Here is a 26,218-nt window from a genome sequence, read left to right on the forward strand (position 1 = left end):
ATACCCAATCACAGATTCCTCTCTGGCAATTTTCTATGGATTTCTCATGACAGATCGAACAATTCTCTCTTCTATCAATCGTCCCGGCCGTTACCTTGGCCATGAATACAACGCCGTCGGCAAGGACTGGCAATCGGCCCAAATCCGTTTTGCCCTGATTTTTCCCGATCTTTACGAGATAGGCATGTCCCATCAGGGGCTGCAGATTCTTTACCACTTATTAAACGATCGAGAAGAGTTTCTGGCCGACAGATGTTATTGTCCGGATATCGATCTGGAAAACATGCTGCGCCAGAAAAAAACAGTCCTGACCAGCCTTGAATCGGCCCGTCCGCTTACCGATTTCGATATCCTGGGCATCACCCTGCCCTACGAGCTCTGCTATACCAATATCCTGACGATTCTCGACCTGGCCCGGATCCCCCTGTACTCCCGAGACAGGGACAGTTCGTTTCCGCTGCTTCTGGGCGGAGGTGCATGTTCACTCAATCCCGAGCCGGTGGCCGATTTTTTTGATGCTATTCTCCTCGGTGACGGCGAGGAGGCAATCATCGACATCGCCGAGTTGCTGGCGGCACATAAAAACGACCAGCTGGCCAGAAAAGATCTGCTCGATCTGCTTGCCGAAATTGACGGGGTATATATTCCGGCGCATTTCGACCCGGAATACAGCCCGGATGGAAAAGTGCTGACCATGCACCGAATAGGCGGCAATAAGGATCACATTTCCCGTAGAATTCTCCACGATCTCAACCAGATTGATCACCTCAAACGTCCGCTGGTACCGAATGCCAAAATCGTTCACGACCGGCTGGGTATCGAAGTAGCACGAGGCTGTACCAGAGGCTGCCGTTTCTGCCAGGCTGGGATTACCTACCGGCCAGTGCGGGAGCGCAAGCCTGAAAAAATAATGGAACTGGCTAAAGATGGTCTGGCTGCTTCAGGATTTGAGGAACTGGCCCTGCTGTCATTATCCACCGGCGACTATTCCTGCCTGGAACAGACCCTTCCGCAGCTGATGGACAGCTTTGCCGACCGGTTCGTTTCGGTGGCCATGCCTTCCATGCGAGTGGGAACACTGACCCCGAAGATTATGGAACAGGTAAAAAGGGTTCGAAAAACCGGCTTCACGCTTGCACCGGAAGCAGGCAGCGAACGACTGCGACGGGTCATCAATAAGGGCATCACCGAAGACGATCTCATCGCCACCTGTGAGGAGGCCTTCGCTCTTGGCTGGCGGGTCATCAAGTTCTATTTCATGATCGGTCTGCCAACTGAAACAGACCAGGATATCGATGCAATCATCCAGCTGGTACGCAAAGCCATGGCCGTGCAAGGTGGCGGGCGCCCCGGTAAAGGCAAAAAACAGATTACCGTCAGCGTCGGTACCTTTGTGCCCAAACCGCATACCCCCTTCCAATGGGAGAGGCAGCTGAGCGTGGAAGAGAGCACTCAGCACATTCGTCGGTTACAAAACGGCCTACCGACAAAGGGATGCAATTTTCGCTACCATAGCCCGCAAATCAGTTACCTGGAAGGGGTCTTCTCCCGCGGCGACCGGCGCCTTGCCAAGCTCATGGAACTCGCCTGGCAGGCTGGTGCCCGTCTTGACGGGTGGGATGAGCATTTTGACCTGACACGCTGGCAGAAGGCGGCAGAGCTGTGCGCCCTGAACCTTGACGATTTTCTGAGAGCCAGGACCATGGACGAGATCCTGCCATGGCAGCATCTGCAGACGGGTGTCGACCGGCAATTCCTGCAGGACCAACTGGCCAAAGCACAAGACGAAATCTACACCCCTGACTGCCGCTACCATGCCTGCCAGAAATGCGGCCTCTGTGATTTTAAAACACTTATGCCCATTGTCTATAATCGGCCAGATAACACGGCAGAGGCTGCACCGTTGTCATCTGTTGCAGAGCAATCGGCCGACAAAGTACAACGCCAGGTTGCCGGCGCAGCCGACTCCGGACATTTCAAATATATGGTGCATTATGCCCGAACCGGCGAGGTCTGTTTTCTCGGCCATCTGGAGATATTGCAGATTATCTTTCGCACCCTCCGTCGTGCCTCAATTGTCACCAACTTCAGCCAGGGATTTAATCCGTCCCCGAAAATCTCCTTTGGGCCGGCCCTGCCGGTCGGCACAGAGAGCCTTGCCGAGTTTATCATTATGGACCTTCCCGCACCTCTTGGGGATATGCAGGCGATTATGAACAGAATCAATGACAAACTCATCCCCGGCTTAAGGGTAACCGGGATTGAACTCCATTCCGGCAAGGTTCCCCAGAAAATCGGTATTACCTATAGTCTTACTCTGCCGACAAAAATGACCGAAACGGAAAGAAGAAAGGCAGAAGAATTTGTCGCCAGCGACAGTTTCATCATAGGGAAGACCAGAAAGGGCAAAACCAGCCAGATTGATATCCGGCCGCTGATTACCACATTTTCTCTCGAAATCGATGGCGACGCCGAGATTGTGCAGATGGAAATGGTCTCGGCCAGCGCTGAACCCGGCATCAAACCTCTGGAAGCGCTGACCCAGATACTCGATCTGGACCATGAACGCAGCCTGCAGACGAGAATTGTTAAAACCGGCTGGCATTCTCTGGATGCAAAAAAATCATAACCATGATTGAAAAACTCAGATGATGCATTCTGCACAAAAAAAGATCTCCGGCAAAAGACTCTGCTGCTGCCTGCTTGGACTGATGCTGCTGCTTGAACCATTTCGCGCCGGTGCGACCTCCGAAATCGAGCGAATTATCGATAACGGCGGCTACATCGTCCACGGCGGCACCACTTTTCTCAAATTCAAGGAGCAGAATCTTTTTATTCCCGCCTCCACGCTCAAAATTCTTACCTGCCTCGTTGGTCTGAAAAATCTTGGCAGGGAATACCGCTTCGAGACGCATTTCTTTCTCGACAAGAAAAACAATCTCTATATAAAGGGCTACGGGGATCCCCTGCTGACCTCTGAGGTTGTTCGTGAAATAGGCCATACTCTTGCGGGGATGGGCATCCGCAGCCTGGCGGCAGTGTATCTCGATACGAGCAGCTTTGCCTTAAAAGGAGAAACTGCGGCAGAGGAGAACTCCGATAATCCCTATGATGCGCCCAACGGCGCCCTGGTGGTAAATTTCAACGCCCTGCCGATAAAGATAGCAAGAGACCAAACCATTACCTCGGGCGAACCGCAGACGCCGGTCATCCCCCTGATGGCGCAGGCGGCAAAACAACTTGCTCCAGGGATGCATCGTATCAATGTCAACACCCTCTTGTCTGAGGGGCAGCGCACGCCTGCTCTGCGCTACACCGGAGAGCTGTTTGTGGTTCTCCTCAGAGAGGCCGGCATAACCGTCCCCGGATATAACATCAAACCGGTTCCGCCCAACCTGCAGCCGATCTATATACACCGCGGCGAAAAATCGCTTGAGGAAATAATCAGAGTATGTTTGAAAAATTCCAATAACTTCATCGCCAACCAGATTTTCCTGGCCTGTGGCGTTAAAACATATGGACTTCCGGCGACCTGGGAAAAATCCCGGCAGGTTTTTGCCGCTTTCACCCAAAAAACCTTACAGCTTGGTCCCGATAAAATCATCGTGAAAGAGGGCTCAGGACTCTCAAGACAAAACAGAATGAGCCCTGCAGCGCTTCTTGCAATCCTTGATCTTTTCAAGCCCTATAGTACACTGCTCAAGCGACAGAACGACATTCTGCTCAAAAGCGGGACCATGAAAGATATATACTGTTATGCCGGCTATTTTCCCAAGGGAGACGATTTAATACCTTTTGCCATCCTGCTTAATCAGCCGAACAACAACAGATCCCGGGTCCTTGAAATTTTGCATGCCGCAGTCAGTCAACAGGGCAGCCATTAGTACCTGATGGATTTTTTTTGTTTTTTTGCAAGAAGATAATCTCTAAGGTACTGACCCCGCACGGCACGGGACTGAAAAAAGCTACCCGGCAAGCGAGTACTGAAGAGAGCACCCGGCAAGCGAGTACTGAAGAGAGCACCCGGTTTTCTTGACATTTACCGGGATTAGAATCCGTTTAACGTATCTGAATGAACAGCTTAAGGAGACTGGAATGTTACCCACATTAAACCCGCGCACGGCAGCCATAGGGCTTCTTTTTCTCGGTCTTGTCTTCTCCGCCGGGTGCAGTGCCCCTCCGGGAAATCCCGCAGATGGCAAAAGATGGTATTTGATGAACAACTGCTCTTCGTGCCACGGTCCGCATGGCAATGATGGAAGAGCAGTGAATATTGCCGGAATCGACATGAACTTCGGCAGTTTCGTGCGAAAATTAAGGACAACAGATGCCCCGATTATGCCGCCCTTCCCCGAAGAAAAAGTGTCCAAACAGGATGCCGCAGATATATATGCCTACCTGCAATCGATCACGCCGAAAACAGATCAATAGAGAAATAACCCCGCCCAGAAGATTCGCGGGGCTTTTTTCAGTCCCCGTGCATTGCGGGGGTAAGTTCCTTCACGAAATAATTTTCTTGCAAACAGCGCAAGATGTTTAATAGCTGCTCACTAACCCCGCCCAAAAGATTCGCGGGGTAAGTTCCTTCACGAAATAATTTTCTTGCAAACAGCGCAAGATGTTTAATAGCTGCTCACTAACCCCGCCCAAAAGATTCGCGGGGTAAGTTCCTTCACGAAATAATTTTCTTACAAACAGCGCAAGAAAATTATTTCTAAGTCACTAAAAAACCTATCCGATTTTACTGACAATGATTAGCATGAAAAGAGGAGCAGTTTCCCTCTTATAATATAAGGAAATCATAAGGAGAATCGTATGGTAGAAAATTTGTATTCGTTTCTGGCAAAAATCGGCTACAGTCACCCTCTCCATCCGATGCTCACCCATATACCGATGGGAATGATAATCGGCATGGTGGTCTTTTCTCTTATCGGCCTCATCTGGAAAGAAAAAAATTTTGGTCAGACCGCTTACTACTGTGCCGTCTTTGCCCTGGTGGCAATACCGCCGGTTATCAGTGCCGGTATTCTCGACTGGCTGCATTTTCAGGAAGGAGAGTGGAATACCTATATCATCATCAAGATGGTCCTGGCAGCAATTCTGACCCAGTTGCTGATTTTTGCCGTCATCCTGAAAAAAAGAGGCGCCATGCCTGGCAAAATGTTCCTGATCTATCTTCTCTGTCTTGCCTGTGCCGGTGGCCTGGGATACTGCGGTGGGACGCTGGTGTACGGCTGAGTACCTGCAAAAACTCTCTCTTCCCGGCTTCTATAGCAGATTAAGCCGGGAAGATGGCTTCTTTTAGCCGTTGCTGCTTAGTTTCTGCTGAAGATTTTCATCAAGAGCATCGAGAAACTCCTCGGTGGTAAGATAATCGCTGGCCTGCATATTTTTGCCATGAATGCTCAGTGCCAGGTCTTTGGTCATCTTGCCACTCTCAACCGTTTCGACACAGACCGCTTCCAACGCTTCACTGAAGGCAATCAGTTCAGCATTGTTATCCAGTTCGCCCCGAAAGGCCAACCCTCTGGTCCAGGCAAAAATGGAGGCAATCGGATTGGTCGATGTCGACTTGCCCTGCTGGTGCTGTCGATAGTGCCGGGTAACGGTACCGTGGGCGGCTTCGGACTCCATGGTTTTCCCATCGGGGGTGACCAGCGTTGAGGTCATCAGGCCAAGAGAGCCAAAACCCTGGGCCAGGATGTCCGACTGAACATCCCCGTCGTAGTTTTTACAGGCCCAGACGAATCCCCCTTCCCACTTGAGAACGGCAGCAACCATATCATCTATTAATCGATGTTCATAGCTGATGCCGAGAGCGTCCATCGGCTTTTTGTAGGTTGACTGGTACACTTCGGCAAAAATATCCTTAAACCGGCCGTCATATTTTTTAAGAATGGTATTTTTGGTGGACAGGTAGAGCGACCATTTTTTGTGCAGCGCCTGGTTAAAGCAGGAATGGGCAAAGCCATAAATCGACTCATCGGTATTGTACATGGCCATAGCGACCCCGCCGCCCTGAAAATCGTATACGTTGTAACTCTGTACCTCGCCGCCCGAATCGGGGGTAAAGGTTACGGTCAATTTACCTTTTTCTTTGACGACAAAATCGGTCGCCCGGTATTGATCGCCGAAGGCGTGACGCCCGATACAGATCGGTTTTTTCCAGGTGGTTACCAGGCGCGGAATATTGCCGATCATGATCGGCTCACGAAATACCGTCCCGCCAAGAATATTCCTGATAGTGCCGTTCGGCGAAAGATACATTTTTTTCAGCTTGAATTCTTTCACCCGTGCTTCATCAGGGGTAATAGTGGCACATTTAATACCTACCCCGTACTTTTTGATGGCATTGGCCGAATCGATAGTAATCTGGTCCTCTGTTTCATCGCGTTTTTCTATGCTGAGATCGTAGTATCGAATATCCAGATCGAGATAGGGCAAAATCAATTTATCCTTGATGAACTGCCAGATAATGCGGGTCATTTCGTCGCCATCAAGCTCAACGACGGGATTGGCTACATGAATTTTTTTCATAGTTATAATATGCGGTTAAAGTTGACACAGGGGGAAGAGGACCATTTTACATACACATGGACGCCATCATACAGGCATTCGTTAAAAGTTGCCAGTATCCCGCACCGTTCTGACTGGGCCGTATTTTATTTCCCTAATGTTTTCGTTTTCTGTTTGCATTATTATGAAAAGGACATAAACTGTACAGTTTGCCTCTGCCCTCTTCGACAGCAGGATCACTCTCTCCCCGCTGAAAAGCGCGGGATACGTTCCTTCACGAAAAAAATTTCTAAGTCACTACAACCCTAAGTAATTTTTCATATGTTATGAGCAAACAACTCACCCAGGAAATAGCCAAACGACGAACCTTCGGCATCATCAGCCATCCAGACGCCGGCAAAACCACCCTGACGGAAAAGCTACTGCTCTTCGGTGGTGCCATCAATATGGCAGGTGCCGTCAAATCCCGGAAAGTCGAGCGCAAAGCGACCAGTGACTGGATGGCTATCGAGCAGGAGCGGGGTATCTCCGTCACCACTTCAGTGATGAAATTCACCTATCGGGATTTCGAGGTCAATCTCCTCGATACTCCCGGCCACCAGGATTTTTCCGAAGACACCTACCGGGTCCTGACCGCCGTTGATTCCGCGGTCATGGTTATAGATAATGCCAAAGGGGTCGAGGCGCAAACCGAAAAGTTGATGGAAGTGTGTCGGATGCGCAACACCCCGATCATGACCTTTATCAATAAACTGGATCGTGAGGGTCTTTCGCCTCTCGATATCATGGCCGAGATAGAAGAAAAGCTGCAGATAGAATGTACCCCCCTATCCTGGCCTATCGGCATGGGCAAGACCTTCAAGGGTGTGTATAATCTCTATAAAAAGACCCTGCACCTCTTCACTCCCGGCCAGAACACCAGAAACGTCAAAGGGATTCTGATTGAAGACCTGAATGATCCACAGGTAGACCAGCTGCTCGGCAAACAGGCGGCCGATGATCTTCGCGAAGATATCGACCTGCTGGACGGCGCCGCCAATCCATTTGAATACGAACACTATTTGCAGGCCAGCCAGACACCGGTCTTTTTCGGCAGTGCCGTCAACAATTTCGGTGTCAGCGAACTGCTCGACTGTTTTGTCGAGATGGCTCCACCGCCAGGCCCTCGCGAAACGGTGACACGCCTTGTCGCACCAGACGAAGAGGACTTTTCCGGCTTCGTTTTCAAAATCCAGGCCAATATGAATCCGGCGCATCGGGACCGTATTGCTTTTTTCCGAATCTGTTCCGGACAATTCACCCGCGGCATGAAAGTAAGACACCATCGACTGGGCAAGGATATAAACCTGGCCAATGCGACGATCTTCATGGCCCAGGAACGAGCCAACGTCGACGAGGCATGGCCCGGAGATATTATCGGCCTGCATAACCACGGTACAATTAAAATAGGTGATACCTTTACGCCAAAGGAAGTACTCAAGTTTACTGGAATCCCCAATTTTGCCCCGGAACATTTTCGACGGGTATTGCTCAAGGATCCGTTAAAATTGAAACAACTGCAGAAAGGTCTGCTGCAGCTTGCCGAAGAAGGAGCCATCCAGGTGTTTCGTCCGCTGATCGGTTCGGACTATATTATGGGGGCCGTTGGCGTATTACAATTTGAAGTCACCATGGCCAGGCTGCTCAACGAATACAGCGTCAAGGCTATTTACGAGCCGGTGGACTTTCAGGCGGCACGGTGGGTCCGCTGCGATGACAAGAAAGCTCTGGCTGAATTCGAACGAAAGAACCAGTCCGCACTGGCTTATGATGGTGAAGGATTTCTCACCTATCTCGCGCAAAATGAATGGATGCTGAAATACTTCATGGAAAAATGGCCCAATATCACCTTCGATAAAACCAGAGAAAACATCTAGCGCGTCCTGCAGTCAAACTTACTCACTTGCCTCATCTTCGTCGACAAAGATCAGGGCGTGCCCCGCAGTCACTGCCGTTGCCGTTTTTTTGCGGGCGACGGTAATGATTCGCTGAATGGTTCCCCGGGAGACGCCCATACACCGGCCAGCCTCCTCCTGGGTCATCCCTTCCCCGTCACATAGTCGCAGAGCCTCCATTTCATCCCGGTGCAATTCGATCTTTTTGAGTTCAGTCAGAGGAGTCCCCGTCGGCTTAAAGGCTCGACCGCAAAACCTGCCCTGACAATTTCTTATTTTTTTAGGTCGTGGTGACATAATGTTTAACTCTGCCCGCAAAAGGTGTCTCAGTTGATTATTACCTGATTGGATTCGCTGTTACACGACAGCTGTTAAGTACAAAAACACAGAAAAAATTCTACCGGTCAAGGCCCAAGAGATGCTGAAAGAATCGGCATCTCCTGGCCAGGACCTGTATCGCTGACAGGCAAAAGTTTGCGCTATCAGTGGTGGCAGTTCCCCGATCCTTTGCAGACCTGATCTGCGTGCATCACCGGCAAGGAATCGGTTGTCAAACCGTTAACGACGTCCTGCACGGTTTGCAGACGGTTGCGATCGGCAAAATAAACAGTAATGCCGGCATCGGCAAAACCGCGCATTGGCCTTGCCCCCATTCCCCCGACGATTATCGCTTCTGCGCCGGCATCCTGAAGAATTTTTACCGGAACCATGCAGCCTCCAGCTTCATGGTCGCCGTTTTTTATGGTGGTAACATCTTTGATAATTTGTTTTTCATCGATATCGACCAAGGTAAAGATATCACAATGGCCGAAGTGATCCGAGCGCTGAGCCTGAAGACCACCCGGAGAATCAGTTGGAATTGCTATACGCATGTAAGTTCATCCTTTTCTTTTGAAATTTTACTCTTGAACAACAACCGGTCGGGACGGGATGCCCTGACCGTTTTGAACATATGCACAATATAATATCCCCGCTCCGGTGTCAAGCAACCATGTCGAAATTCTCTATGAAAGCGTTGCAGAAAATGGATCAGGAAGTGGAGAACAAGCAATAGACATCCAGAACAAGATCAAGTAAATTAGCATCAACTAAGTTTGGAATTGTACCATTGAAAAGGTAAAACCGAAATAAAAAACAGCGTCAGGCCCCCAGGACCACTCAAGCCGACATGACATTTTTTCCATTGACAGGAGGCTTTGCAGCATTCGTCCTCCATTAGGCAACCCCGTTCTCCTAAAAAGTAATGCACCATGCACGGTAAGCGTATACTGTATCAGCTCATTTTCATTTTCCTGATGATCGTTCCGGCAGTTGCCGGAACTGAAGGCAACGCCGAGCGGCAGGCAACCATCGATGAATTGACGGCGACGACCACGGAGAAATCTCTCATCGTCTTCGGTACCCTTGAAAACAGCTTCACCTCGGAGATGATAGAGATACTGCACAGCGGCATAGCACTGCGTTTCTCTTTTTTTGTGGAGCTTTACAAAGCAACGGATAAATGGCCGAAAGAGCTCGTCGCAACCCGCACTTTTCAGCATATAATGACCTTTGACACCCTCAAAGAAAACTATAAAGTCACCCTTGAGGAGGACAATAACACGGTGCTCTCCTTTCGCTCTCTGTTTGAGGCGCAAAAGGTCATCAACGATATCAACGGAGTAAAAATTGTCGATTTAAAACAACTCCTGCCGGACAACAGGTATTCACTGAGAATAAGGGCAGAACTCTACCAGAAAACACTCCCGCTCAGCCTGCACAACATCCTCCCCTTTCTCTCCTGGTGGGACGTTAAAACCGACTGGCACTCCATCACCTTCACCTACCAGGCCTCCTAACCTTGACCATGGAAAAAACTCTCCCCGGAGGCAAACCGAGCAGCAAAAGGCCCTATACGGAAAAACAGATCCGGCAAAAGCAGAAACTGATCCGCCGCGTCATCATCATCTGCCTCCTGCTTATTCCCTTTTTTATCTGGCTGCAAAGCCAGCTGCTCAAGGGTCAGGCGGACTTACCGGTCAATAACAGTATCCTTATCTTTGCCCTCATCAACATCAATGTTCTGCTGGTTTTGTTCGTGCTCTTCCTGGTCTTGCGCAACCTGGCAGAGCTGTTATTTGAACGAAGAGTCAATCGCCTTGGCAACAAGCTCAAGACAAAACTGATCGCCTCTTTTCTCTCCCTCACCCTTATTCCGACCATACTGCTTTTTTTTGTCGCGCTGCAGTTTGTTTCAACCAGCATGGATTACTGGTTTAATGCGAGCATTGAAGCTTCTCTGACCGAATCACTCAAACTCGCGCAATCCCTGCTTCGGGAAAAAGAAGATCAGGTGACCCTGATGAGTAAAGGTATTGCCGAGCGGCTGAAGGGCCTGAATGTGGCGGCCTATACCTCCGAGACAATCAGCCAGACACTGGAAAATCTTCTCACCTTTAATCCGATCAACGGTCCGGACAGCTTGACCCTCATTACCAATGACAGCAATCTCGAGATAAGCGTGAAGGGGCCGCAGCTTCGCGGGATCATTCTTCCCCAGATCGCTTTAGCCACCCTGAACAGGGTGCGCAACAATGAAGGGCATGAGATTCTGATTCAAGAGATAAAAACCGGGGACCTGATCAACTGCGTCACCGAGGTGGAATTAGGCAGCAGTGGATTCGGCCGAGCGGTACTCATCACCTCTCTTTTGATGAAAAATGAGCAACTTGCCCGAATGACCACCATTTCCCAGGGCATCGAAGGCTACCGAAAGCTGAAACATTTCAAGGAGCCTTTCAAATTCTGGCTGCTGACCATTCTGCTCATTGTTACCCTGCTGGTCATCTTTGCCGCAATCTGGTTTGGCCTCTATATTTCAAGAGGCATAACCGACCCGCTGGAAAAACTGGTGCTGGCGACCCGGAGAGTGGCTGACGGTGATCTCGAGTTTGTCATGGAACGGGAATCAAAAGACGAAATGGGCCTGCTGGTCGATTCGTTCAACCAGATGACCCTCAATCTCAACTCCAGCAACAAAAGCCTGGCGGAAACCCATACCGCCTTACAGAAAAGCTCTCAGGAATCTGAGCAGCGCAGGCGGTATACGGAAATCATCCTGCAAAATGTATCGGCGGGGGTTATCTCCCTTGACGAACAGGGCCAGATTACCACCATCAACCGTTTTGCCGAGAAACTCCTCAATATCGACAAATCGCATTTCGTCGGCCTTAATTTTCGCGATGTTCTGTCATCCCATCAGGCAGCAATCATCAATGGTTTTATCGAAGAACTGCAGATAACCGGCAAGAGCACCGTTGAGCAGCATTTAAAATTAAACGTGCTGGGCAAATACTATTCCCTGCTGGTCAACTTCACCCCGCTCAAAGATGAAGAGGGGAAACCGGTTGGTTTTGTCCTGGTGTTCGACAACCTCACCAAGCTGGAAAAGATGCAGCGAATGGCGGCCTGGCGGGAAGTGGCCAGAAGAATTGCCCACGAAATAAAGAATCCGCTCACACCCATTCAGCTTTCCGCCCAGCGGCTTCGCCGCCGCTATCCGGAAATCCTCAATGAAGAAAACAGTATTTTCGACCAGTGCACCAACACCATCATCACCCAGGTGGATGAGCTCAAAAGACTGGTCAGCGAATTTTCCCAGTTTGCCCGAATGCCCAAGGTCCATAAATCCCCGGCGAATCTGACCCACCTGGCCAACAACACCCTGTTTCTCTATCAGGAAGCACATAAGAACATCTCTTTTTCCTGTTGTGAGGAAACGCCAATCCCGATATTCAGTTTTGACCCCGAACAGATCAAACGTTGTCTGATCAACCTGCTGGACAATGCAGTTGCAGTTTTACCCGGTGGCGGTACAATAGACATCGTCCTCTCCCTCGATCAGGACCAGGAAAATGTCTTTATCAAGGTGCACGACAGCGGACCGGGCATTTCCAAAGAAAATAAACTGAAGCTTTTTGAACCCTATTTTTCGACCAAAAAGACAGGCACCGGGCTCGGCCTCGCTATCGTCTCGACAATTGTCGCCGATCATAACGGTTATATCCGGGTGCAGGACAATACACCGACCGGATCGACTTTCATCATTGAGCTCCCTCTCCTTAACAGGCAATAATTATGCACCCGGCTGGAACAACAGGGCTCACCGAGACAACCGTTCATCATGCTGATTCTGCGCCGCACAGGGAGCTGTTACAAGAAAAATGAGCAAACGCATACTCATAATCGACGATGAACTCAGTATCCGCGAGACGCTGACCGGAATACTTGAGGACGAGGGGTTTGCCGCCACCGGGGTTTCCTCCGCCGAGGAAGGGCTGGAACTGCTCGATACCATGAATATTGATCTTGTCCTTCTCGATATCTGGCTGGGCGACAATATGGACGGCATGACCGCTCTTGAGAAAATACATGCGCGGCACCGGATCCCGGTTATTATGATTTCCGGTCACGGCACCATCGAAACTGCGGTCCAGGCCACCCGTAAAGGTGCCTTCGACTTCGTCGAAAAACCCCTTTCCTATGACAAAATAATCCTGGCCATCTCCAATGGTCTGCGCTTTGCCAGGCTCGAACAGGAAAACCTCCTGCTGCGCCAGGGCTCGGAACAGCAGCCGATTCTCACCGGAGAATCGGCGGCCATCAAGGCTCTCAAAAAACAGATTGAAATGGTGGCCCCTACCGACGCCTGGGTCCTGATCAGGGGCGACCACGGCACCGGCAAAGAACTGGTAGCGCAATCCATCCATCGCGCCTCGCGTTCGAGCGAGCAGCCGATGATCGAGGTCAATTGCGCGGCCATCCCGGAAGAACTGATCGAATCCGAACTTTTTGGTCATGAGAAAGGCTCCTTTACCGGCGCCCACGTAAGCAAACGGGGCAAATTCGACCAGGCCGACGGCGGCATTCTTTTCCTCGATGAGATCGGTGACATGAGCCTCAACACCCAGTCCAAAATTCTGCGCATTCTGCAGGAACAAAAATTTGAAAGGGTCGGCGGCAATAAAACGATTAAAGTCAATGTCCGGGTCCTCGCGGCCACCAATAAAAATCTTGAAGAAGAAATAGAGGCCGGCAATTTCCGCGCGGATCTCTTCTGGCGGCTGAATGTGGTGCCCATTCATGTGCCGAAACTGTGCGATCGAATCCAGGACATCCCCCTGCTGGTCGGGGAGCTGATGAAAATTCTCGTGAGTCGAGGGCTGAAACCGAAAGATTTCAGCGCCGATGCCTATCAGGCCCTGAGGGAGCACCATTGGCCCGGCAACGTCCGTGAACTGCGAAACTTCATCGAACGGCTGGCGATCATGTGCCAGGAACCGACAATCACCGCGGCGCATGTCCGGTCGTTTCTCAACCCGGAACAAAACAGCAGTGCTGTCAGTCATGCAGCCAGCATCGATCCTTTTTTGTCAGCCGATTACAAAACGGCCAAACGGCTGTTTGAAAAAGAATACCTGCAGCAAAAACTTTTACAAAACGATAATAATATATCCAAAACAGCTGAACAGGTGGGACTGGAAAGGAGCCACCTGCACAAGAAACTCAAATCCTTTGCAATTATAAAATAATCCCGCCAAAAAGCTTTGCGGGACTATTTCCAAGTCACTCATCCACATTAGAGGAACACATGGTTTTTCCAGAATACAGACCCAGACGACTTCGCCGGAACCAGGCCTTTCGCAGCCTGATCAGAGAAACGCAACTCACCGCCGACCAATTTATCTATCCCTTGTTCGTCATGCCCGGCAAGAAAAAAAGAGAAGAAATTTCTTCTATGCCCGGCGTGTTCCGACTGTCCGTTGACATGCTCGAGACAGAAGCAAGAGAGTGCCTGCAACTGGGCGTCAATTCGGTGATTCTTTTTGGTTTACCGGAAAAAAAGGACGCGGTCGGGTCCGGAGCTCACGCCAAAAACGGCATCATCCAGACGGCCATCAAAGAGCTGAAAAACAAGGTCCCCGAACTGCTGGTCATTACCGACGTCTGCCTCTGTGAATACACCGATCATGGCCATTGCGGCTGTCTTATCGACAATGATGTGGACAATGACGCCACCCTGGAAATTCTGGCCAAAACAGCTCTGTCCCACGCCCAGGCAGGCGCCGATATGGTCGCACCCTCGGACATGATGGACGGCCGGGTAGCTGAAATTCGCGCAGTGCTTGACGAGAACAACTTCGAAAGTGTGCCGATTATGTCCTACGCGGTGAAATATGCGTCGGCGTTTTATGGTCCCTTTCGAGATGCCGCAGACTGTGCACCGCAGTTCGGCGACCGGAGAAGTTATCAGATGGACCCGGCAAACAGCCGGGAAGCATTGCGGGAAGCGACGCTCGATGTGGATGAGGGGGCCGACATCATTATGGTAAAACCGGCGGTCGCCTATCTCGACATCATCTCCCGGCTGCGCGACGAATTCGACTTACCTATCGCCGCCTACCATGTCAGCGGCGAGTATGCCATGATCAAGGCCGCCGCGGAAAAGGGCTGGATCGACGGCGACCGGGTGATGGAAGAGACATTGCTGTCTATAAAGCGGGCAGGTGCCGATATTATTATCACCTACTTTGCCAAAGATATGGCCAGAATCCTGCAAAGCAGGCGATAGGCTGCAGTGTACTCAATGACCTTGGAGAAATGCAGTCGATGATGCTATTCTAAGCCGCCATTTTCTCCAAAGGCCACAGACCACTACCGCACCACCGCCATCGGCCATAAGATCAAAGACGCTGGCGGTTCTGCCGGGAATAAAGGACTGATGAAATTCATCAGAAATCCCGTAGAGCAGGCAAAAACAAACGGTCAGGATAATCACCCGGAGGGGCCTGGTGCTTTTCTGTCTGGCACTGACGGCAAAAAGCACCGTGGCCGCCAAGAGTCCATAGGCAGCAAGATGGGCCAGCTTATCCAGACCGGGCAGGGCAGGCAGCGGCAGACGATCCCCCGTCTGATGTGAGAGATAAAAAATGGTTCCCATGGTAAAAATCGCGGGAACCATTCGCAGAGCTGCAGCAGCTTTTCCGTCCATCGGTCGCCTGACTATTCCGGAACCGGCAAATGGACTTTTTCAAGCTGCTCTTTACTGAACTTGCGGCGGATCTGCTTTATAGCGGCAGCCAGCTCCCGTGCGGGGGCATCGTCCAATGTAGCAACACGCTTATCGGCATAGGCGGTTATCTGCACCTCTTTGTTGTGCACGACAAAGGTATGACTCCAGTTAATTTCGATGGTCTCCGAATTCTCGTCGATGGGCGCTTCCAGCGGTTCGCCGTTTTTGGCCACCTGAACACAGTCGCAGTCGGTCATTTCCATGACCCAGGCGTCTCCTTTGGCCGTTGAGAAAAAGAAAAAGACTCCGAGTTCCCGGAACTTTTTCCGATGCCGCAGGGCGTCCTGCTGGATCGCCTGCACCGCACCCATCAGAGTGATTCTCAACGCCTGTTCGGGAGTCAGCCGGGGCTGTACGCCCTGTTCTTTCAGGGCGCAACAGTATTTATATTTTTTCCCACTCTGGCAGGGGCATTGCTCATTTCTGCCGATTTTCGCCATAAAGACCCCCAAAATATATTTTTGTTTTTATGAACATTTACTATAACCACAATCATGACAGGTTTCGCAGCCCTCTTCAAAGCGAAGCGGTCCACCACATTCCGGACACTCCGAGGAAAAGCCCTGCTGCGTACCGGCCAGGAAAGACTTGAACAGCTTGCTTAGTTGGGCAGGCAGATCCTGCATATGGCCGCTTGACCGATCAAGCTGTTTAATGATTTCATCCATCGGTACATTAAAGCGTAACGCCAGGGAGACCAGGCGACAGGTGGTTGTCCACATCGTCGATTTATCTTTCAGATCGACGCGATTGTCGAACGGGAATTTGGCGAAAACCTCCATCGGTTTTTCGTTTTCGTCAAAACAAACGATAATATAGACTGACTTCTGATACTGATCCTTCACCCGATATCTTTTGGCATCAAGGGTATCCGGCAGATTCTGTTTGACCGGTCCCCGTTCAGAGACGACTGCCGTTTGCTGATCCTTTTCCGAGCCTTCCTTGGTGTTGAGCACCTGATGGTCTCTGGAACCGTCACGATACACGGTGAGGCCTTTACAGCCAAGTTTATAGCCACTGATATAGGCCAGTTTCACCTCTTCGCGGGTGGCGTTGTTGGGCAGGTTGATGGTTTTCGAAATGGAGCTGTCCACCCCGCTTTTCTGGAGCACTCCCTGCATTCTGATATGATCTTCCGGCTTGATATCCTGGGCCGTGCAGAATATTTCCTGCCACTTCACCGGGATTTCGTCATGCCCCATGACCGTGCCGCTGTCGGCCACCTTGCTCATCAGTTCCGCCGAATAAAAACCCTCCCGCCGGGCGACCTGCTCAAAATACCGGTTGACCATGATCAACCGGTCGCCGTCCATCACATGCTTTACCATAACAATGGAAAAGTAAGGTTCACAGCCGGAAGCGCAATCAGCGATCATTGATACGGTTCCAGTCGGCTGAATAGAGGTAAGCGCCGCGTTCCTCCTGGGTTTATAGGCATTGACCGCACTATCATACGCAGGAAACGGTCCCTTTTGCTGAGCGATTTCAATCGAACGCTCTTCCGCAGCATCCCGGATAAAACGCATTACCTCGCCGGCTATTTCCCTGCCCTTGTCGCTGCCATAGGGAATTTCCAGCTGGATGAGCATATCGTGCAGCCCCATTATTCCCAGACCGATTTTCCTGGTCTTCAGGGTCATCTCTTTGATTTCAGGAATCGGAAAGCGGTTGCAATCAATAACATTATCAAGAAAGACCGTGGCCGAACGGACGATCTGCTTCAGCCTTTTATAGTCAATCTTGCCTTTAACAACAAAATTTGCCAGATTCACCGAGCCGAGATTGCAGCTCTCATAAGGCAGGAGCCACTGCTCGCCACAGGGGTTAGTCGCCTCGAAATCACCCAGCTGCGGAGTCATGTTATCCCTGTTGGCGGAATCGATAAAGAGGACTCCCGGTTCGCCATTATGCCAGGCGAGATCGACAATCTTTTCATAGACCTTTCTGGCATTAAGCTGCTTGACCACCTGACGGGTAGACGGCTCAATCAGGTCGTAATCGGCATCATCTTCCACCGCCTGCATAAAAACATCAGTGATTGCGACACTGAAGTTAAAATTATTAAAGCTGTTCTGATCTTGTTTGGCAGTGATAAACTCCATAATATCCGGATGATCGATTCGCAATACCCCCATATTGGCACCACGTCTTTTACCGCCCTGCTTGATGGTTTCAGTGGCCGCATCAAATACGGCGGCAAAGGACAGAGGACCTGAAGCCACTCCCTGGGTTGAACGTACCGACGCATTTTTTGAACGGAGACGGGAAAAGGAATAGCCGGTACCTCCGCCTGTTTTATGCACCAGCGCACCGTTGCGAATAGCGGTAAAGATGCCATCCATGGAATCGTCAACCGGCAGGACAAAACAGGCAGAAAGCTGCCCCAGGTCCGTCCCGGCATTCATCAGACAGGGGGAATTTGGCAGGAAGTCGAGCCGGTAAATCATATCAAAAAATTCTTCCTGCAGCTGTTTATGATGTTTTTGATCTTTATCGACATCCGCCACCGCGTTGGCAACGCGACGGGTCAAAGCTTCCCATGTCTCGATGGGGTTGCCGTTTGAATCTTTCAGATAATACCGTCTTGCAAGTACCGTTTCCGCAGTACTCGTCAAAACCTGTTTGGTTAAGTCAGGTGTCATGCAGCCCTCTTTCAGTTGGATAATTTTACGATCTGGGGTCTCTTGTCTGTGAGAAATGTGCTCAATTCAGCGTCCAAAAAAGGGTATGACAATCCACTTTTCGGGCCAAATTCACATATATTTGCACAGGCTTTTATACACCACATTTATGGCGGGCTCAAGACCAATCTACAACATATGGTATCTTTTACCAAGAGACACCCAATATCGGGGGCTTCACAGGAAATTATTTTTTTCAAGAAAAAAATGGTGCGTAGTTTCTTTTTTTGAACAGTCACGGCGATGTCTGCCGTCTACCGAATCTGTCTCACCCAGCCTTGGCCATTCGCGCCCGCGCCCCTTCCATCAGGCGACTCTTGTCGACAACAGCCCGGCTATGTTTTCCGCTGGCCACTTTGCCCGCTCGATCAAAAACTTCCACTTCAAAGAGATACAATTTCCCGTCAAGCTCAGTAAATGTTGCAACAACCCTGATCTCTTCTTTCACCGGAGTTGGCGCAAAATGTTTAATATCAATACCAACACCAACCGAGAGTTCTCCAGGTTTCAACAACGGTTTCAGCAGCCGGGCAGCGGAGACCTCCATCAAGCCGATCATTTTCGAGGTGGCCAGCACCTCCGGAAATGCATCCTCAGGCCCCACCGCAACCTCACTGGCCAGATCAGACTGTTTGACAAAGTAGACCAGTTCTCCTTTAGCACCCTTTTCCATACAATGTCCTCCTTGTAAAAATAATTGATATCGGGATCCACACTTTCTGCTGCACACTTTTATTTACCGTGCAGCACGCAGAATGTAAAGCCGATCGACGAGTCCAGCAAAACTGGAGAAAGAATCATCTTGCCAGGCATCTTGCCTGATTAACTGCGCATAATAAATAATACATGATGCTTGCAATCGCGCCACAGGTGGTTTACGCTCTGCTGGGAATTCAAACTAACCCCCCAACTTTGTTAAGCTTTACGAGATACTTCTGGTAGAAAATTAACTTTACTGTCACTTTTAATTAATTATTGGATATGTTGACAAAAACATTCAGAGCCATCGACAGGGTTATGCTGCAAATCGAAGATTGGTCGCTCTTTATCGCGGTCTGTGTCGCGCTGTTCACGGCCATGGCCAATGTAATTCTGCGCAAGGCTACCAACGACATGAATCTTTACTGGTCAGATGAAGTGGTACGCAAGGTCATCTATTTCTCGACGTATATCGGTTGTGTTGCGGCGGTCCGCAGCCGTTCACTCATTCGTATTGACGCACTGCCGCAAATGTTGCCGATTTTGAAAAAACCGCTCAACTTCTTTTCCCATTGCATGGTGCTCGTCTTTTCCGGGGTGATGATTTACCTCGGGACGAAAATGACTCTCATGCAATACCAGGATCAGTATGCCCAATCGGCAACCCTCCAGATTCCTGAATATTTTTTCTACGCGGTGTTGCCTGTCATGGGATGTATGATGTTTTTGCGGACCCTTATCGTCATCTGGGAAGACTGGACCGGGACAGCAGAGATTACCGGGGGTAATAAGTAATGCACAACAGTTACCTGCTTATATTTGCTCTGCTGCTCGGGTGTCTGGCATCGACTGTACCGGTGTTCATGTGCCTTTTCTTTACCGGCACCATCGGTCTCGTTTATCTGGTGGGTATTGACCCGCAGATTGTCGTAGAGGTGCTCTATCGCAGTATGGACAAGTTCGCCCTGGTAGTGGTGATGTTTTTTGTCCTCTGTGGCAATATCATGACCACCGGGTCGATCGTCGAAAAACTGATTAAAACGGCCAATGTGCTGGTCGGCTTTCTGCCGGGAGGACTGGCTATGGCCGGTATCCTCGCCTGCGGTTTTTTCGGGGCCATCTCCGGCTCAACCGTTGCCACCGTTGTAGCCATCGGCGGGTTCATGATCCCGGCTCTCATCGACAACGGCTACGAGGAACGGTTCTCCGTCGGCCTGATGACCACCGCACCTATCCTCGGCGTCGTGATTCCCCCATCCATCTCCATGATCCTCTATGCCATGGTCAGCAATGACCAGCTCGAGGCACTTTTCCTGACCGGTTTTATTCCCGGCGTCATTATCATGGTGGCAATGAGCCTGTACGCCTATTTTGTCTGCAAAAAAATGGGTATGCAGCAGCGGCCGAAACCTTCATTGCACGAAGTTATCGCCGTCCTCAAAGAGAGCATCTGGGCACTGCTGCTGCCGGTGATCATCTTTGGCGGCATCTATTCGGGTCTTTTTACTGCCAATGAAGCAGCCGTTGTTGCCTGCTTTTATGCTTTTTTTGTTGAAATAGTTCTGCATCGGGACATGAAACTGCACGATGTCAAACGAGTAGTGGTCTCTTCCGCGGTCACCTCGGCAACGCTATTGATTATCGTCGCCGGCGCCTCGGTATTTGGCGAATATTTAACCTTTGAGCAGATTCCCGGAAAAATTGCCACGGTAGTCGTCAATAATATCGCATCACCCTGGATATTTCTGCTCGCGGTAAACATCCTGCTGCTGTTTATCGGCATGTTTATGGATATCATCTCCGCGACCCTTATTCTCACCCCTATCTTTTTGCCCCTCCTGTCAAAATTCGGCATCAACTCCATGCACTTCGGGCTCATTATGACCATCAATCTCGGCATCGGCTACTGTACCCCGCCGCTGGGGGTCAGCCTCTACATTTCCGGCGCAACCGTTGACCGGGATATAGTCTATGTCACCCGCGCTGTTCTGCCTTTTCTGATCATCCAGATCGCCATTCTTTTTGTCCTTACCTTCTGGCCTGATCTCGTTTTACTGCTTCCCCGCTTTGTGTATGGTTGACATACTCCAGGGAAGGGCTTACTGATGATGAGAGACTGCTTACAACCTCAACGGGGAGGGTGACATGACACCGAAAATATTAGTGCCGATCAACGACTCACCTACGGCGAAAAGAACCATTGACAAGATCATTGAACTGCAGGACCGCTTTCCTAAAAAACTGACCCTGCTTTATGTGATCAACAGTACCCAACTGGCTTATCGGATGATCCCCGTTTTTCAGGTGGACATGGTAAAAGAAAACGCCACCAGAGCAGGCAGAACTCTTCTGGAACAAACCGATAAGAAATTGCAGAAGGCCGGTTTCACGAATGAACTTATGCTTGAGTTCGGCGAACCCAGGGACATAATCACCCATACGGCAAATGTGCAGGATTTTCAATTACTGGTTATTGGCCGCCATGAAGGTGGAGGAGAAATACGTGACGTACTGTTCGGTTCCGTGGCCAATCATGTTTTACATAATGTGAAATGCCCGGTATTGCTGTTCTAGGGGGTTAGTGAGTTAGAGAATAATTTTCCTGGCATTCCACAAGAAAATTATTCTCGTAAACGAACTATCCCCGTCAGGGGATTGACTGTCTGTCGTAAACGAACTATCCCCGTCAGGGGATCGCTGGCATAACACTTATTTTCTTTCCACATCCCACACCAGTGAGTGGTCACAACAAAAAATTCATACAATTACCTTACCATGATCCATCTGTTCACTTACGGGTCACTGATGTGCAGTGACATCATGTACCGGGTTGCCGGCTGTAAGACCGGTTTCACCCAGGCCAGCCTTTATAATTTTTTTCGTTCAAAAATAGCAGGCAGAGAATATCCCGGGATTATCCCGCAACAGGGAGCAATGGTTCCGGGTGTCCTCTACTTCGATATTTCAGCTGAAGCGCTGGAACGACTGGACATTTTTGAAGGTGAGATGTACCAACGGCAGGAAGTGGAAGTTATAAACGATACGCATGACTCAGTCACAGCAATGACCTATATAATCAAACCGCAGTACAGAGGCCTGTTAACCGACAAGGAATGGAGTTTCAGCGAATTCCTGGCCGTCGGCAAGGAAAAGTTCGAAGAGTCCTACTTTGGCTTTCAAGAGATTTAGTGCCTGCTCCTGACCCCCGGTTGCCGGGGATAGACCAAACCAGGCAGAACCAGTATTTGCAGTCTGTCAAAAAGCTACCACTGCAGCCCGGACAGGTCGGTAACTTTCGCGAACACCGCGGCAAGGGCAGCCATATAGGCTCCCTGTACCTGGGCTGCATCTATGAGTTGATCGCCATAACTGAGGTTGCGGGTAGCGCACCCGTCGGCAACGACAATACAACTAAGACCTTGATCAAAGCCGGCACGCACGGTAGAGTCAATGCACATATGACTCATGGCCCCGCACACAACCAGCTCCTGAATACCATTACGCTGCAGGTCGGCGAGCAAGGTCGTTTCTCTAAAACTGTTGGGGAAATGTTTCGTGACAACCGGCTCCCCGGCCTGCGGGGCGACTGACCGATGGATATTCACGCCATCTGTGTCAGGCAGAAAAAACGTTGCGCCTGGATTCTGGGCAATATGCTGGATGTGAAATACAGGCAGACCCCGTTCACGAAACCCGCTTAACAGCTGCACGACAATTTCAGCAGCATCCTCAATGCCGACAAGCTCCATTCTTCCGCCGGGGAAATAATCATTTTGCATATCAACGACAAGCAGCGCCCGTTTCATACCTTACTCCATTTTTTGGTTTTCCATGCCGCCGAATAGAACTGCCATCCTCATTTGTCCCTATGCACAAGAGCGGCGGTGAACGCAGGAAGACACACTGCGATATATTCAGCGCCGTCTTCTGCAGGAGTGCTGTACTGTACCCACTCTCCCGCTTCAACAATAATAGCTTGACCAGCCCGCACTTCATAAATCCGATTCGCTGTCTTTACCTGCAACATACCCCGCAGAACCACGCTGTACTCGGAAAACTCCGGGGTCTGCCCGGGCTCAAGCCACCCTGCAGGACTCTTCATCCGGGCAAGACTGACCTCTGCTGTATCGGAATTTACCGTGCCAATATATTCTTCTATTATTTTCGGTTTATTACCTGCTGCTTCAATCACTATCGGCTGATCTATAAATTTGGCCATGAGCTCTCCTTATTTTTAGAGGGCAATTGCTTTGTGCCACCCTCAGACCACCTTCAATCAACTGATAATATATACACACTCCAACATCATTGTGCTGCAGTTCTCTGCATTTTGTTATTTGCCTGACAACAATTGTATTGAAATAAACAAAAATACTTTTCAATCCTCAAAGACAGAAGTGTTCAGTCCGGCGGAGATCTTGTGCGTTATTTTTCTGGCGGATCTCATTTTCGTATGCTCTACCGATTGGTTGCGAGCAGATCGCTCCGCAGATTTTTATCAATAGGAGCATCAGCTCCCAGCCAGATTCCAAAGTACAATCTGGCAAAATCAACTGACGCTATGCTGACCAGTTTTTCACTGTTCAGAGAAAGGGTTGTAGTTCTGCTGGGGGCATCGTAGCAGAGAGAGTAGCTGTCACCTTCCTGAACATCCCTGTATTTCGCATGCAGGACCTCAATATGCTGCTGAACCGACTGTAGCGCCTCTTTGCTGTGCTGACGCTGCAGAACCATTTCCGCGCCACGAATAAATTTGTCCCTGGTGAGAGATACCGCATAGTGAAGATTGAGACATTTGGATATATCCTTATCAAGGATCTGATCCCCTGTTCCTTCCCGACTGGCCGACAAGCTCGCATCATACACCTTAATTATGCCCATATATCGTATTTCGCCGCTGCCTATTGGTTTCAACCCCGATTGTATACTCGTCTGACTGGCCAGACCAGATCCTGCCGTAAACATCAGTACAACAAAGAGACTCAAAAGATACAATTTCATTTTCCATCCTCCGCAGATCGCCTGCAAATATTGCATGTCTTTCGGTATAACAGGTGAAACGATATGTACCTGAAGGGGCCATTTCAATAAGCGATCAAATGGAGTAAATCAATAGCATAACCTATCATTAACGGCAGGGGGGTCGTGCATGAAAATTCGTGAGGACGAGGGGTACTGCAACAGGAGGGGAAAATTATCGACGAGAGTTCGGCAGACTCTGTTCAGTCACACCACCTGTAAAAAATAGTGTGATAAATATTTTTCTGCAGCTCCAGAACAGATGAAACGGGACATTAGCTGGTCTTACTCATCAGCACCTTGATGCCCAGCAGGATCATGGCCCCGCCAAGCAACCGGTCAATCCAATGCCCTGCTCTTTGAAAGCGGCAGTTTACCGAGGGGATGGAGAGGATGAACACGACAAACGAGAACCAGCATAACTGGAGGAACATGATCCATAAACCGAAAATAGCAATCTGATACAGGGGCATATCAGGAGCAAGGACCAGGGTGAAAAGCGACAGAAAGTAAATGGGTGCTTTGGGGTTCAAGGCATTACACAGGAATCCTGCCCCAATTGTACGAAGAGTTGACTGCTGCGGGCGTTGTATACCCTCGATTCTCTGGCCGGCCGATGCCTTAGCCCGCAATCCCTTCATGCCCAGATATATCAGGTAGCTGCCGCCGACAATCCTGACCCACCAGAGCAGCTCGGCGGAGTGGGCAACAACCGCCGCGAGTCCGAAGGCCGAGTAGGCGATATGCACGGAGAGCCCGAGGGCAATTCCCAGACTGCACAACAGGCCGGTGCGCTTGCCGTTGGCCAGGGTCTGCTGCGATACAAACACAAAATCCGGCCCGGGGGACGCTGCCGCCAGGGTGTGCACCACTGCCAGCACCAGTAAGCCATGAACTATATCCACAGGTGTTCTCCCGGCAGTATTCAGCGTGCCATTACAGTTGACGCTTATCGATTACCCGGTCGCCTTTGCCGTTAAATCGCTCCAGGGATCGTTCCTCAACAAGCTTAACCGCCACCCCGATACCGAGCTCGGAGGCGAGGCGTTTTTTTATGTTCTCTACCAGGGCCCGCTGTTTTTTCATCTCATCGAAGAAAATTGACTCGACGACCTCGACCATGACCGTCATCCGATCCTCATTATTTTCTCTTTCGACAATCAATCGATAGTGCGGCTCGGTACCTTCAATCTCAAAGAGAACCGCCTCAATCTGGGTCGGAAAGACATTGACGCCTTTTATGATGAGCATATCGTCGGAACGGCCCATCATCCTGCTCATCCGCACAAAGGTTCGACCGCAGGGACAGGGTTCGGGGATCAGCCGGGTCAGATCGCGGGTTCGGTAGCGGATCACCGGAAAAGCCTCCTTGGTCAGCGTCGTGAGCACCAGCTCGCCGACCTCACCCGGCGCGACCGGTTCAAGGCTTTTGGGATCGAGGACTTCGACGAGGAAGTGATCTTCGTTGACATGCAGGCCGTTGCACTCTTCACACTCTCCGGCAACACCAGGCCCCATAACCTCGGATAACCCATAGTTATCGGTGGCCTTTATCCCCAACCGTTCGTTTATTTCAACCCGCATGGCTTCGGACCATGGTTCGGCACCGAACAGACCGTAGCGCAGCGACAAACCGTTGGGATTAACCCCCATATCCATCATCACATCGGCCATCTTCAGGGCATAGGACGGAGTGCAGACCAGCGCGGTGGTCTTGAAATCCTGCATGATCTGGATCTGCCTTTTGGTGTTCCCTGAAGAGATCGGGATCACTGAGGCACCGAGTCTCTCCGCCCCGTAATGCAGGCCAAATCCGCCGGTGAAAAGGCCGTAGCCAAAGGCTATCTGGATAACATCATCGGGGGTAACCCCGGCACCACAAAGAATCCGGGCCACCAGATCCGACCAGGTATTGATATCGTTTTTGCTGTAGCCGACCACCGTCGCCATCCCGGTGGTTCCTGAAGAGGAATGCACCCGGACGACATCACGCAGCGGCACGGCAAAAAGACCGTAGGGGTAATTGTCGCGAAGATCCTGCTTTAAGGTAAAGGGATACTGTTGCAGCTCCTCAAGCGAGGTGAGCTTTTCCGGATCAAGCCCAAGTTCGGTAAATTTATTCCTGTAAAACGGCACGTTGGTTGCGACCTTTTTCAGGACGTTTTTCAACCGTTCAAGCTGCAGTTTTGCAAGATCGGGCCGGGGCAGACATTCTTGTTCTTTTTGCCAGTACATACAAATTTTTATCGTTCAGATGA

The 26,218-nt window shown here is 50.3% G+C and carries 25 protein-coding genes; 13 read left to right on the forward strand and 12 right to left on the reverse strand.

Annotation, left to right across the window (positions count from 1 at the left end):
* The first annotated feature begins 46 nt into the window (after positions 1–46).
* The 4 genes from FCL47_RS01345 (at position 47) to FCL47_RS01360 (ending at position 5,238) form a co-directional block, all read left to right on the forward strand.
* Positions 47–2,629 (forward strand): TIGR03960 family B12-binding radical SAM protein, encoded by a 2,583-nt coding sequence (locus tag FCL47_RS01345; protein WP_136811656.1) that lies wholly within the window; start codon positions 47–49, stop codon positions 2,627–2,629.
* 19 nt (positions 2,630–2,648) lie between these two features.
* A complete protein-coding gene (locus tag FCL47_RS01350; RefSeq protein WP_136811657.1) occupies positions 2,649–3,884 on the forward strand; it encodes a D-alanyl-D-alanine carboxypeptidase/D-alanyl-D-alanine-endopeptidase in 1,236 nt (411 codons plus the stop codon).
* A 211-nt stretch (positions 3,885–4,095) separates the two neighbouring features.
* Positions 4,096–4,431: a cytochrome c gene (locus FCL47_RS01355; RefSeq protein ID WP_136811658.1), complete on the forward strand. Its 336-nt coding sequence runs from the start codon at positions 4,096–4,098 to the stop codon at positions 4,429–4,431.
* A gap of 384 nt (positions 4,432–4,815) precedes the next feature.
* A complete protein-coding gene (locus tag FCL47_RS01360) occupies positions 4,816–5,238 on the forward strand; it encodes a DUF2231 domain-containing protein (protein WP_136811659.1) in 423 nt (140 codons plus the stop codon).
* Positions 5,239–5,301: 63 nt separating this feature from the next.
* Here the strand turns inward: FCL47_RS01360 and FCL47_RS01365 are convergent, their stop codons facing one another.
* Positions 5,302–6,537 (reverse strand): isocitrate dehydrogenase (NADP(+)), encoded by a 1,236-nt coding sequence (locus FCL47_RS01365; RefSeq protein WP_136811660.1) that lies wholly within the window; start codon positions 6,535–6,537, stop codon positions 5,302–5,304.
* 305 nt (positions 6,538–6,842) lie between these two features.
* Here FCL47_RS01365 and FCL47_RS01370 point away from each other — a divergent pair, with 305 nt between their 5' ends.
* Positions 6,843–8,432, forward strand: coding sequence for a peptide chain release factor 3 (locus tag FCL47_RS01370; protein ID WP_136811661.1), 1,590 nt, complete (start codon positions 6,843–6,845; stop codon positions 8,430–8,432).
* Positions 8,433–8,450: 18 nt separating this feature from the next.
* Here the strand turns inward: FCL47_RS01370 and FCL47_RS01375 are convergent, their stop codons facing one another.
* Positions 8,451–8,747, reverse strand: a complete 297-nt coding sequence (locus tag FCL47_RS01375; protein WP_136811662.1) for a DUF134 domain-containing protein — start codon at positions 8,745–8,747, stop codon at positions 8,451–8,453.
* A gap of 185 nt (positions 8,748–8,932) precedes the next feature.
* Positions 8,933–9,322, reverse strand: a complete 390-nt coding sequence (locus FCL47_RS01380; protein WP_136811663.1) for a NifB/NifX family molybdenum-iron cluster-binding protein — start codon at positions 9,320–9,322, stop codon at positions 8,933–8,935.
* Positions 9,323–9,700: 378 nt separating this feature from the next.
* On the opposite strand from FCL47_RS01380, the gene FCL47_RS01385 reads away from it, so the two are divergent.
* The 4 genes from FCL47_RS01385 (at position 9,701) to hemB (ending at position 15,060) form a co-directional block, all read left to right on the forward strand.
* Positions 9,701–10,288 carry a DUF4390 domain-containing protein gene (locus FCL47_RS01385; RefSeq protein ID WP_136811664.1) on the forward strand — a complete coding sequence of 196 codons (588 nt, stop codon included), beginning with the start codon at positions 9,701–9,703 and terminating at the stop codon, positions 10,286–10,288.
* An 8-nt stretch (positions 10,289–10,296) separates the two neighbouring features.
* Positions 10,297–12,564 carry an ATP-binding protein gene (locus tag FCL47_RS01390; protein WP_136811665.1) on the forward strand — a complete coding sequence of 756 codons (2,268 nt, stop codon included), beginning with the start codon at positions 10,297–10,299 and terminating at the stop codon, positions 12,562–12,564.
* An 88-nt stretch (positions 12,565–12,652) separates the two neighbouring features.
* Positions 12,653–14,020, forward strand: a complete 1,368-nt coding sequence (locus FCL47_RS01395) for a sigma-54 dependent transcriptional regulator (RefSeq protein ID WP_136811666.1) — start codon at positions 12,653–12,655, stop codon at positions 14,018–14,020.
* A gap of 59 nt (positions 14,021–14,079) precedes the next feature.
* Complete coding sequence (gene hemB, locus FCL47_RS01400) at positions 14,080–15,060, forward strand: porphobilinogen synthase (RefSeq protein WP_136811667.1); 981 nt, start codon at positions 14,080–14,082, stop codon at positions 15,058–15,060.
* Between the two features lie 12 nt (positions 15,061–15,072).
* Here hemB and FCL47_RS01405 read toward each other — a convergent pair whose 3' ends face one another.
* From FCL47_RS01405 to FCL47_RS01420, 4 genes are all read right to left on the reverse strand, one after another.
* Complete coding sequence (locus FCL47_RS01405; RefSeq protein WP_136811668.1) at positions 15,073–15,480, reverse strand: VanZ family protein; 408 nt, start codon at positions 15,478–15,480, stop codon at positions 15,073–15,075.
* An 11-nt stretch (positions 15,481–15,491) separates the two neighbouring features.
* Positions 15,492–16,001, reverse strand: coding sequence for an SEC-C metal-binding domain-containing protein (locus FCL47_RS01410; RefSeq protein WP_136811669.1), 510 nt, complete (start codon positions 15,999–16,001; stop codon positions 15,492–15,494).
* A 27-nt stretch (positions 16,002–16,028) separates the two neighbouring features.
* Positions 16,029–18,203, reverse strand: coding sequence for an adenosylcobalamin-dependent ribonucleoside-diphosphate reductase (locus FCL47_RS01415; protein ID WP_136811670.1), 2,175 nt, complete (start codon positions 18,201–18,203; stop codon positions 16,029–16,031).
* Positions 18,204–18,510: 307 nt separating this feature from the next.
* Positions 18,511–18,915: a thioesterase family protein gene (locus tag FCL47_RS01420; RefSeq protein ID WP_136811671.1), complete on the reverse strand. Its 405-nt coding sequence runs from the start codon at positions 18,913–18,915 to the stop codon at positions 18,511–18,513.
* Between the two features lie 308 nt (positions 18,916–19,223).
* Between FCL47_RS01420 and FCL47_RS01425 the strand changes: the two genes are divergently transcribed.
* From FCL47_RS01425 to FCL47_RS01440, 4 genes are all read left to right on the forward strand, one after another.
* A complete protein-coding gene (locus FCL47_RS01425) occupies positions 19,224–19,736 on the forward strand; it encodes a TRAP transporter small permease (protein ID WP_136811672.1) in 513 nt (170 codons plus the stop codon).
* Positions 19,736–21,022, forward strand: a complete 1,287-nt coding sequence (locus FCL47_RS01430; protein WP_136811673.1) for a TRAP transporter large permease — start codon at positions 19,736–19,738, stop codon at positions 21,020–21,022. The genes FCL47_RS01425 and FCL47_RS01430 overlap by 1 nt, the downstream gene beginning before the upstream one ends.
* A gap of 64 nt (positions 21,023–21,086) precedes the next feature.
* Positions 21,087–21,515, forward strand: a complete 429-nt coding sequence (locus tag FCL47_RS01435) for a universal stress protein (protein ID WP_136811674.1) — start codon at positions 21,087–21,089, stop codon at positions 21,513–21,515.
* Between the two features lie 201 nt (positions 21,516–21,716).
* Positions 21,717–22,130, forward strand: coding sequence for a gamma-glutamylcyclotransferase family protein (locus tag FCL47_RS01440; protein ID WP_255580638.1), 414 nt, complete (start codon positions 21,717–21,719; stop codon positions 22,128–22,130).
* A gap of 74 nt (positions 22,131–22,204) precedes the next feature.
* Here FCL47_RS01440 and FCL47_RS01445 read toward each other — a convergent pair whose 3' ends face one another.
* The 5 genes from FCL47_RS01445 to FCL47_RS01465 form a co-directional block, all read right to left on the reverse strand.
* Positions 22,205–22,747, reverse strand: a complete 543-nt coding sequence (locus tag FCL47_RS01445) for a cysteine hydrolase family protein (protein ID WP_136811676.1) — start codon at positions 22,745–22,747, stop codon at positions 22,205–22,207.
* Between the two features lie 50 nt (positions 22,748–22,797).
* A complete protein-coding gene (locus tag FCL47_RS01450; protein ID WP_136811677.1) occupies positions 22,798–23,160 on the reverse strand; it encodes an AraC family ligand binding domain-containing protein in 363 nt (120 codons plus the stop codon).
* Positions 23,161–23,399: 239 nt separating this feature from the next.
* Positions 23,400–23,942, reverse strand: a complete 543-nt coding sequence (locus tag FCL47_RS01455; protein WP_167496319.1) for a chalcone isomerase family protein — start codon at positions 23,940–23,942, stop codon at positions 23,400–23,402.
* A gap of 293 nt (positions 23,943–24,235) precedes the next feature.
* A complete protein-coding gene (locus FCL47_RS01460) occupies positions 24,236–24,865 on the reverse strand; it encodes a LysE family translocator (RefSeq protein ID WP_136811679.1) in 630 nt (209 codons plus the stop codon).
* Between the two features lie 31 nt (positions 24,866–24,896).
* Positions 24,897–26,195, reverse strand: a complete 1,299-nt coding sequence (locus FCL47_RS01465; protein ID WP_136811680.1) for a phenylacetate--CoA ligase family protein — start codon at positions 26,193–26,195, stop codon at positions 24,897–24,899.
* Positions 26,196–26,218 lie beyond the last annotated feature (23 nt).

It is taken from the genome of Desulfopila sp. IMCC35006 (assembly GCF_005116645.1).
GTDB lineage: Bacteria > Desulfobacterota > Desulfobulbia > Desulfobulbales > Desulfocapsaceae > Desulforhopalus_A.

Coding starts and splice junctions, on each gene's coding strand:
- FCL47_RS01435 (WP_136811674.1), top strand. CDS start 21,087: ATGACACCGAAAATATTAGTGCCGATCAACGACTCACCTACGGCGAAA.
- FCL47_RS01440 (WP_255580638.1), top strand. CDS start 21,717: ATGATCCATCTGTTCACTTACGGGTCACTGATGTGCAGTGACATCATG.
- FCL47_RS01395 (WP_136811666.1), top strand. CDS start 12,653: ATGAGCAAACGCATACTCATAATCGACGATGAACTCAGTATCCGCGAG.
- FCL47_RS01360 (WP_136811659.1), top strand. CDS start 4,816: ATGGTAGAAAATTTGTATTCGTTTCTGGCAAAAATCGGCTACAGTCAC.
- FCL47_RS01390 (WP_136811665.1), top strand. CDS start 10,297: ATGGAAAAAACTCTCCCCGGAGGCAAACCGAGCAGCAAAAGGCCCTAT.
- FCL47_RS01445 (WP_136811676.1), bottom strand. CDS start 22,747: ATGAAACGGGCGCTGCTTGTCGTTGATATGCAAAATGATTATTTCCCC.
- FCL47_RS01365 (WP_136811660.1), bottom strand. CDS start 6,537: ATGAAAAAAATTCATGTAGCCAATCCCGTCGTTGAGCTTGATGGCGAC.
- FCL47_RS01370 (WP_136811661.1), top strand. CDS start 6,843: ATGAGCAAACAACTCACCCAGGAAATAGCCAAACGACGAACCTTCGGC.
- FCL47_RS01420 (WP_136811671.1), bottom strand. CDS start 18,915: ATGGAAAAGGGTGCTAAAGGAGAACTGGTCTACTTTGTCAAACAGTCT.
- hemB (WP_136811667.1), top strand. CDS start 14,080: ATGGTTTTTCCAGAATACAGACCCAGACGACTTCGCCGGAACCAGGCC.
- FCL47_RS01345 (WP_136811656.1), top strand. CDS start 47: ATGACAGATCGAACAATTCTCTCTTCTATCAATCGTCCCGGCCGTTAC.
- FCL47_RS01350 (WP_136811657.1), top strand. CDS start 2,649: ATGATGCATTCTGCACAAAAAAAGATCTCCGGCAAAAGACTCTGCTGC.
- FCL47_RS01455 (WP_167496319.1), bottom strand. CDS start 23,942: ATGAAATTGTATCTTTTGAGTCTCTTTGTTGTACTGATGTTTACGGCA.
- FCL47_RS01405 (WP_136811668.1), bottom strand. CDS start 15,480: ATGGACGGAAAAGCTGCTGCAGCTCTGCGAATGGTTCCCGCGATTTTT.
- FCL47_RS01375 (WP_136811662.1), bottom strand. CDS start 8,747: ATGTCACCACGACCTAAAAAAATAAGAAATTGTCAGGGCAGGTTTTGC.
- FCL47_RS01465 (WP_136811680.1), bottom strand. CDS start 26,195: ATGTACTGGCAAAAAGAACAAGAATGTCTGCCCCGGCCCGATCTTGCA.
- FCL47_RS01385 (WP_136811664.1), top strand. CDS start 9,701: ATGCACGGTAAGCGTATACTGTATCAGCTCATTTTCATTTTCCTGATG.
- FCL47_RS01380 (WP_136811663.1), bottom strand. CDS start 9,322: ATGCGTATAGCAATTCCAACTGATTCTCCGGGTGGTCTTCAGGCTCAG.
- FCL47_RS01415 (WP_136811670.1), bottom strand. CDS start 18,203: ATGACACCTGACTTAACCAAACAGGTTTTGACGAGTACTGCGGAAACG.
- FCL47_RS01430 (WP_136811673.1), top strand. CDS start 19,736: ATGCACAACAGTTACCTGCTTATATTTGCTCTGCTGCTCGGGTGTCTG.
- FCL47_RS01450 (WP_136811677.1), bottom strand. CDS start 23,160: ATGGCCAAATTTATAGATCAGCCGATAGTGATTGAAGCAGCAGGTAAT.
- FCL47_RS01355 (WP_136811658.1), top strand. CDS start 4,096: ATGTTACCCACATTAAACCCGCGCACGGCAGCCATAGGGCTTCTTTTT.
- FCL47_RS01425 (WP_136811672.1), top strand. CDS start 19,224: ATGTTGACAAAAACATTCAGAGCCATCGACAGGGTTATGCTGCAAATC.
- FCL47_RS01410 (WP_136811669.1), bottom strand. CDS start 16,001: ATGGCGAAAATCGGCAGAAATGAGCAATGCCCCTGCCAGAGTGGGAAA.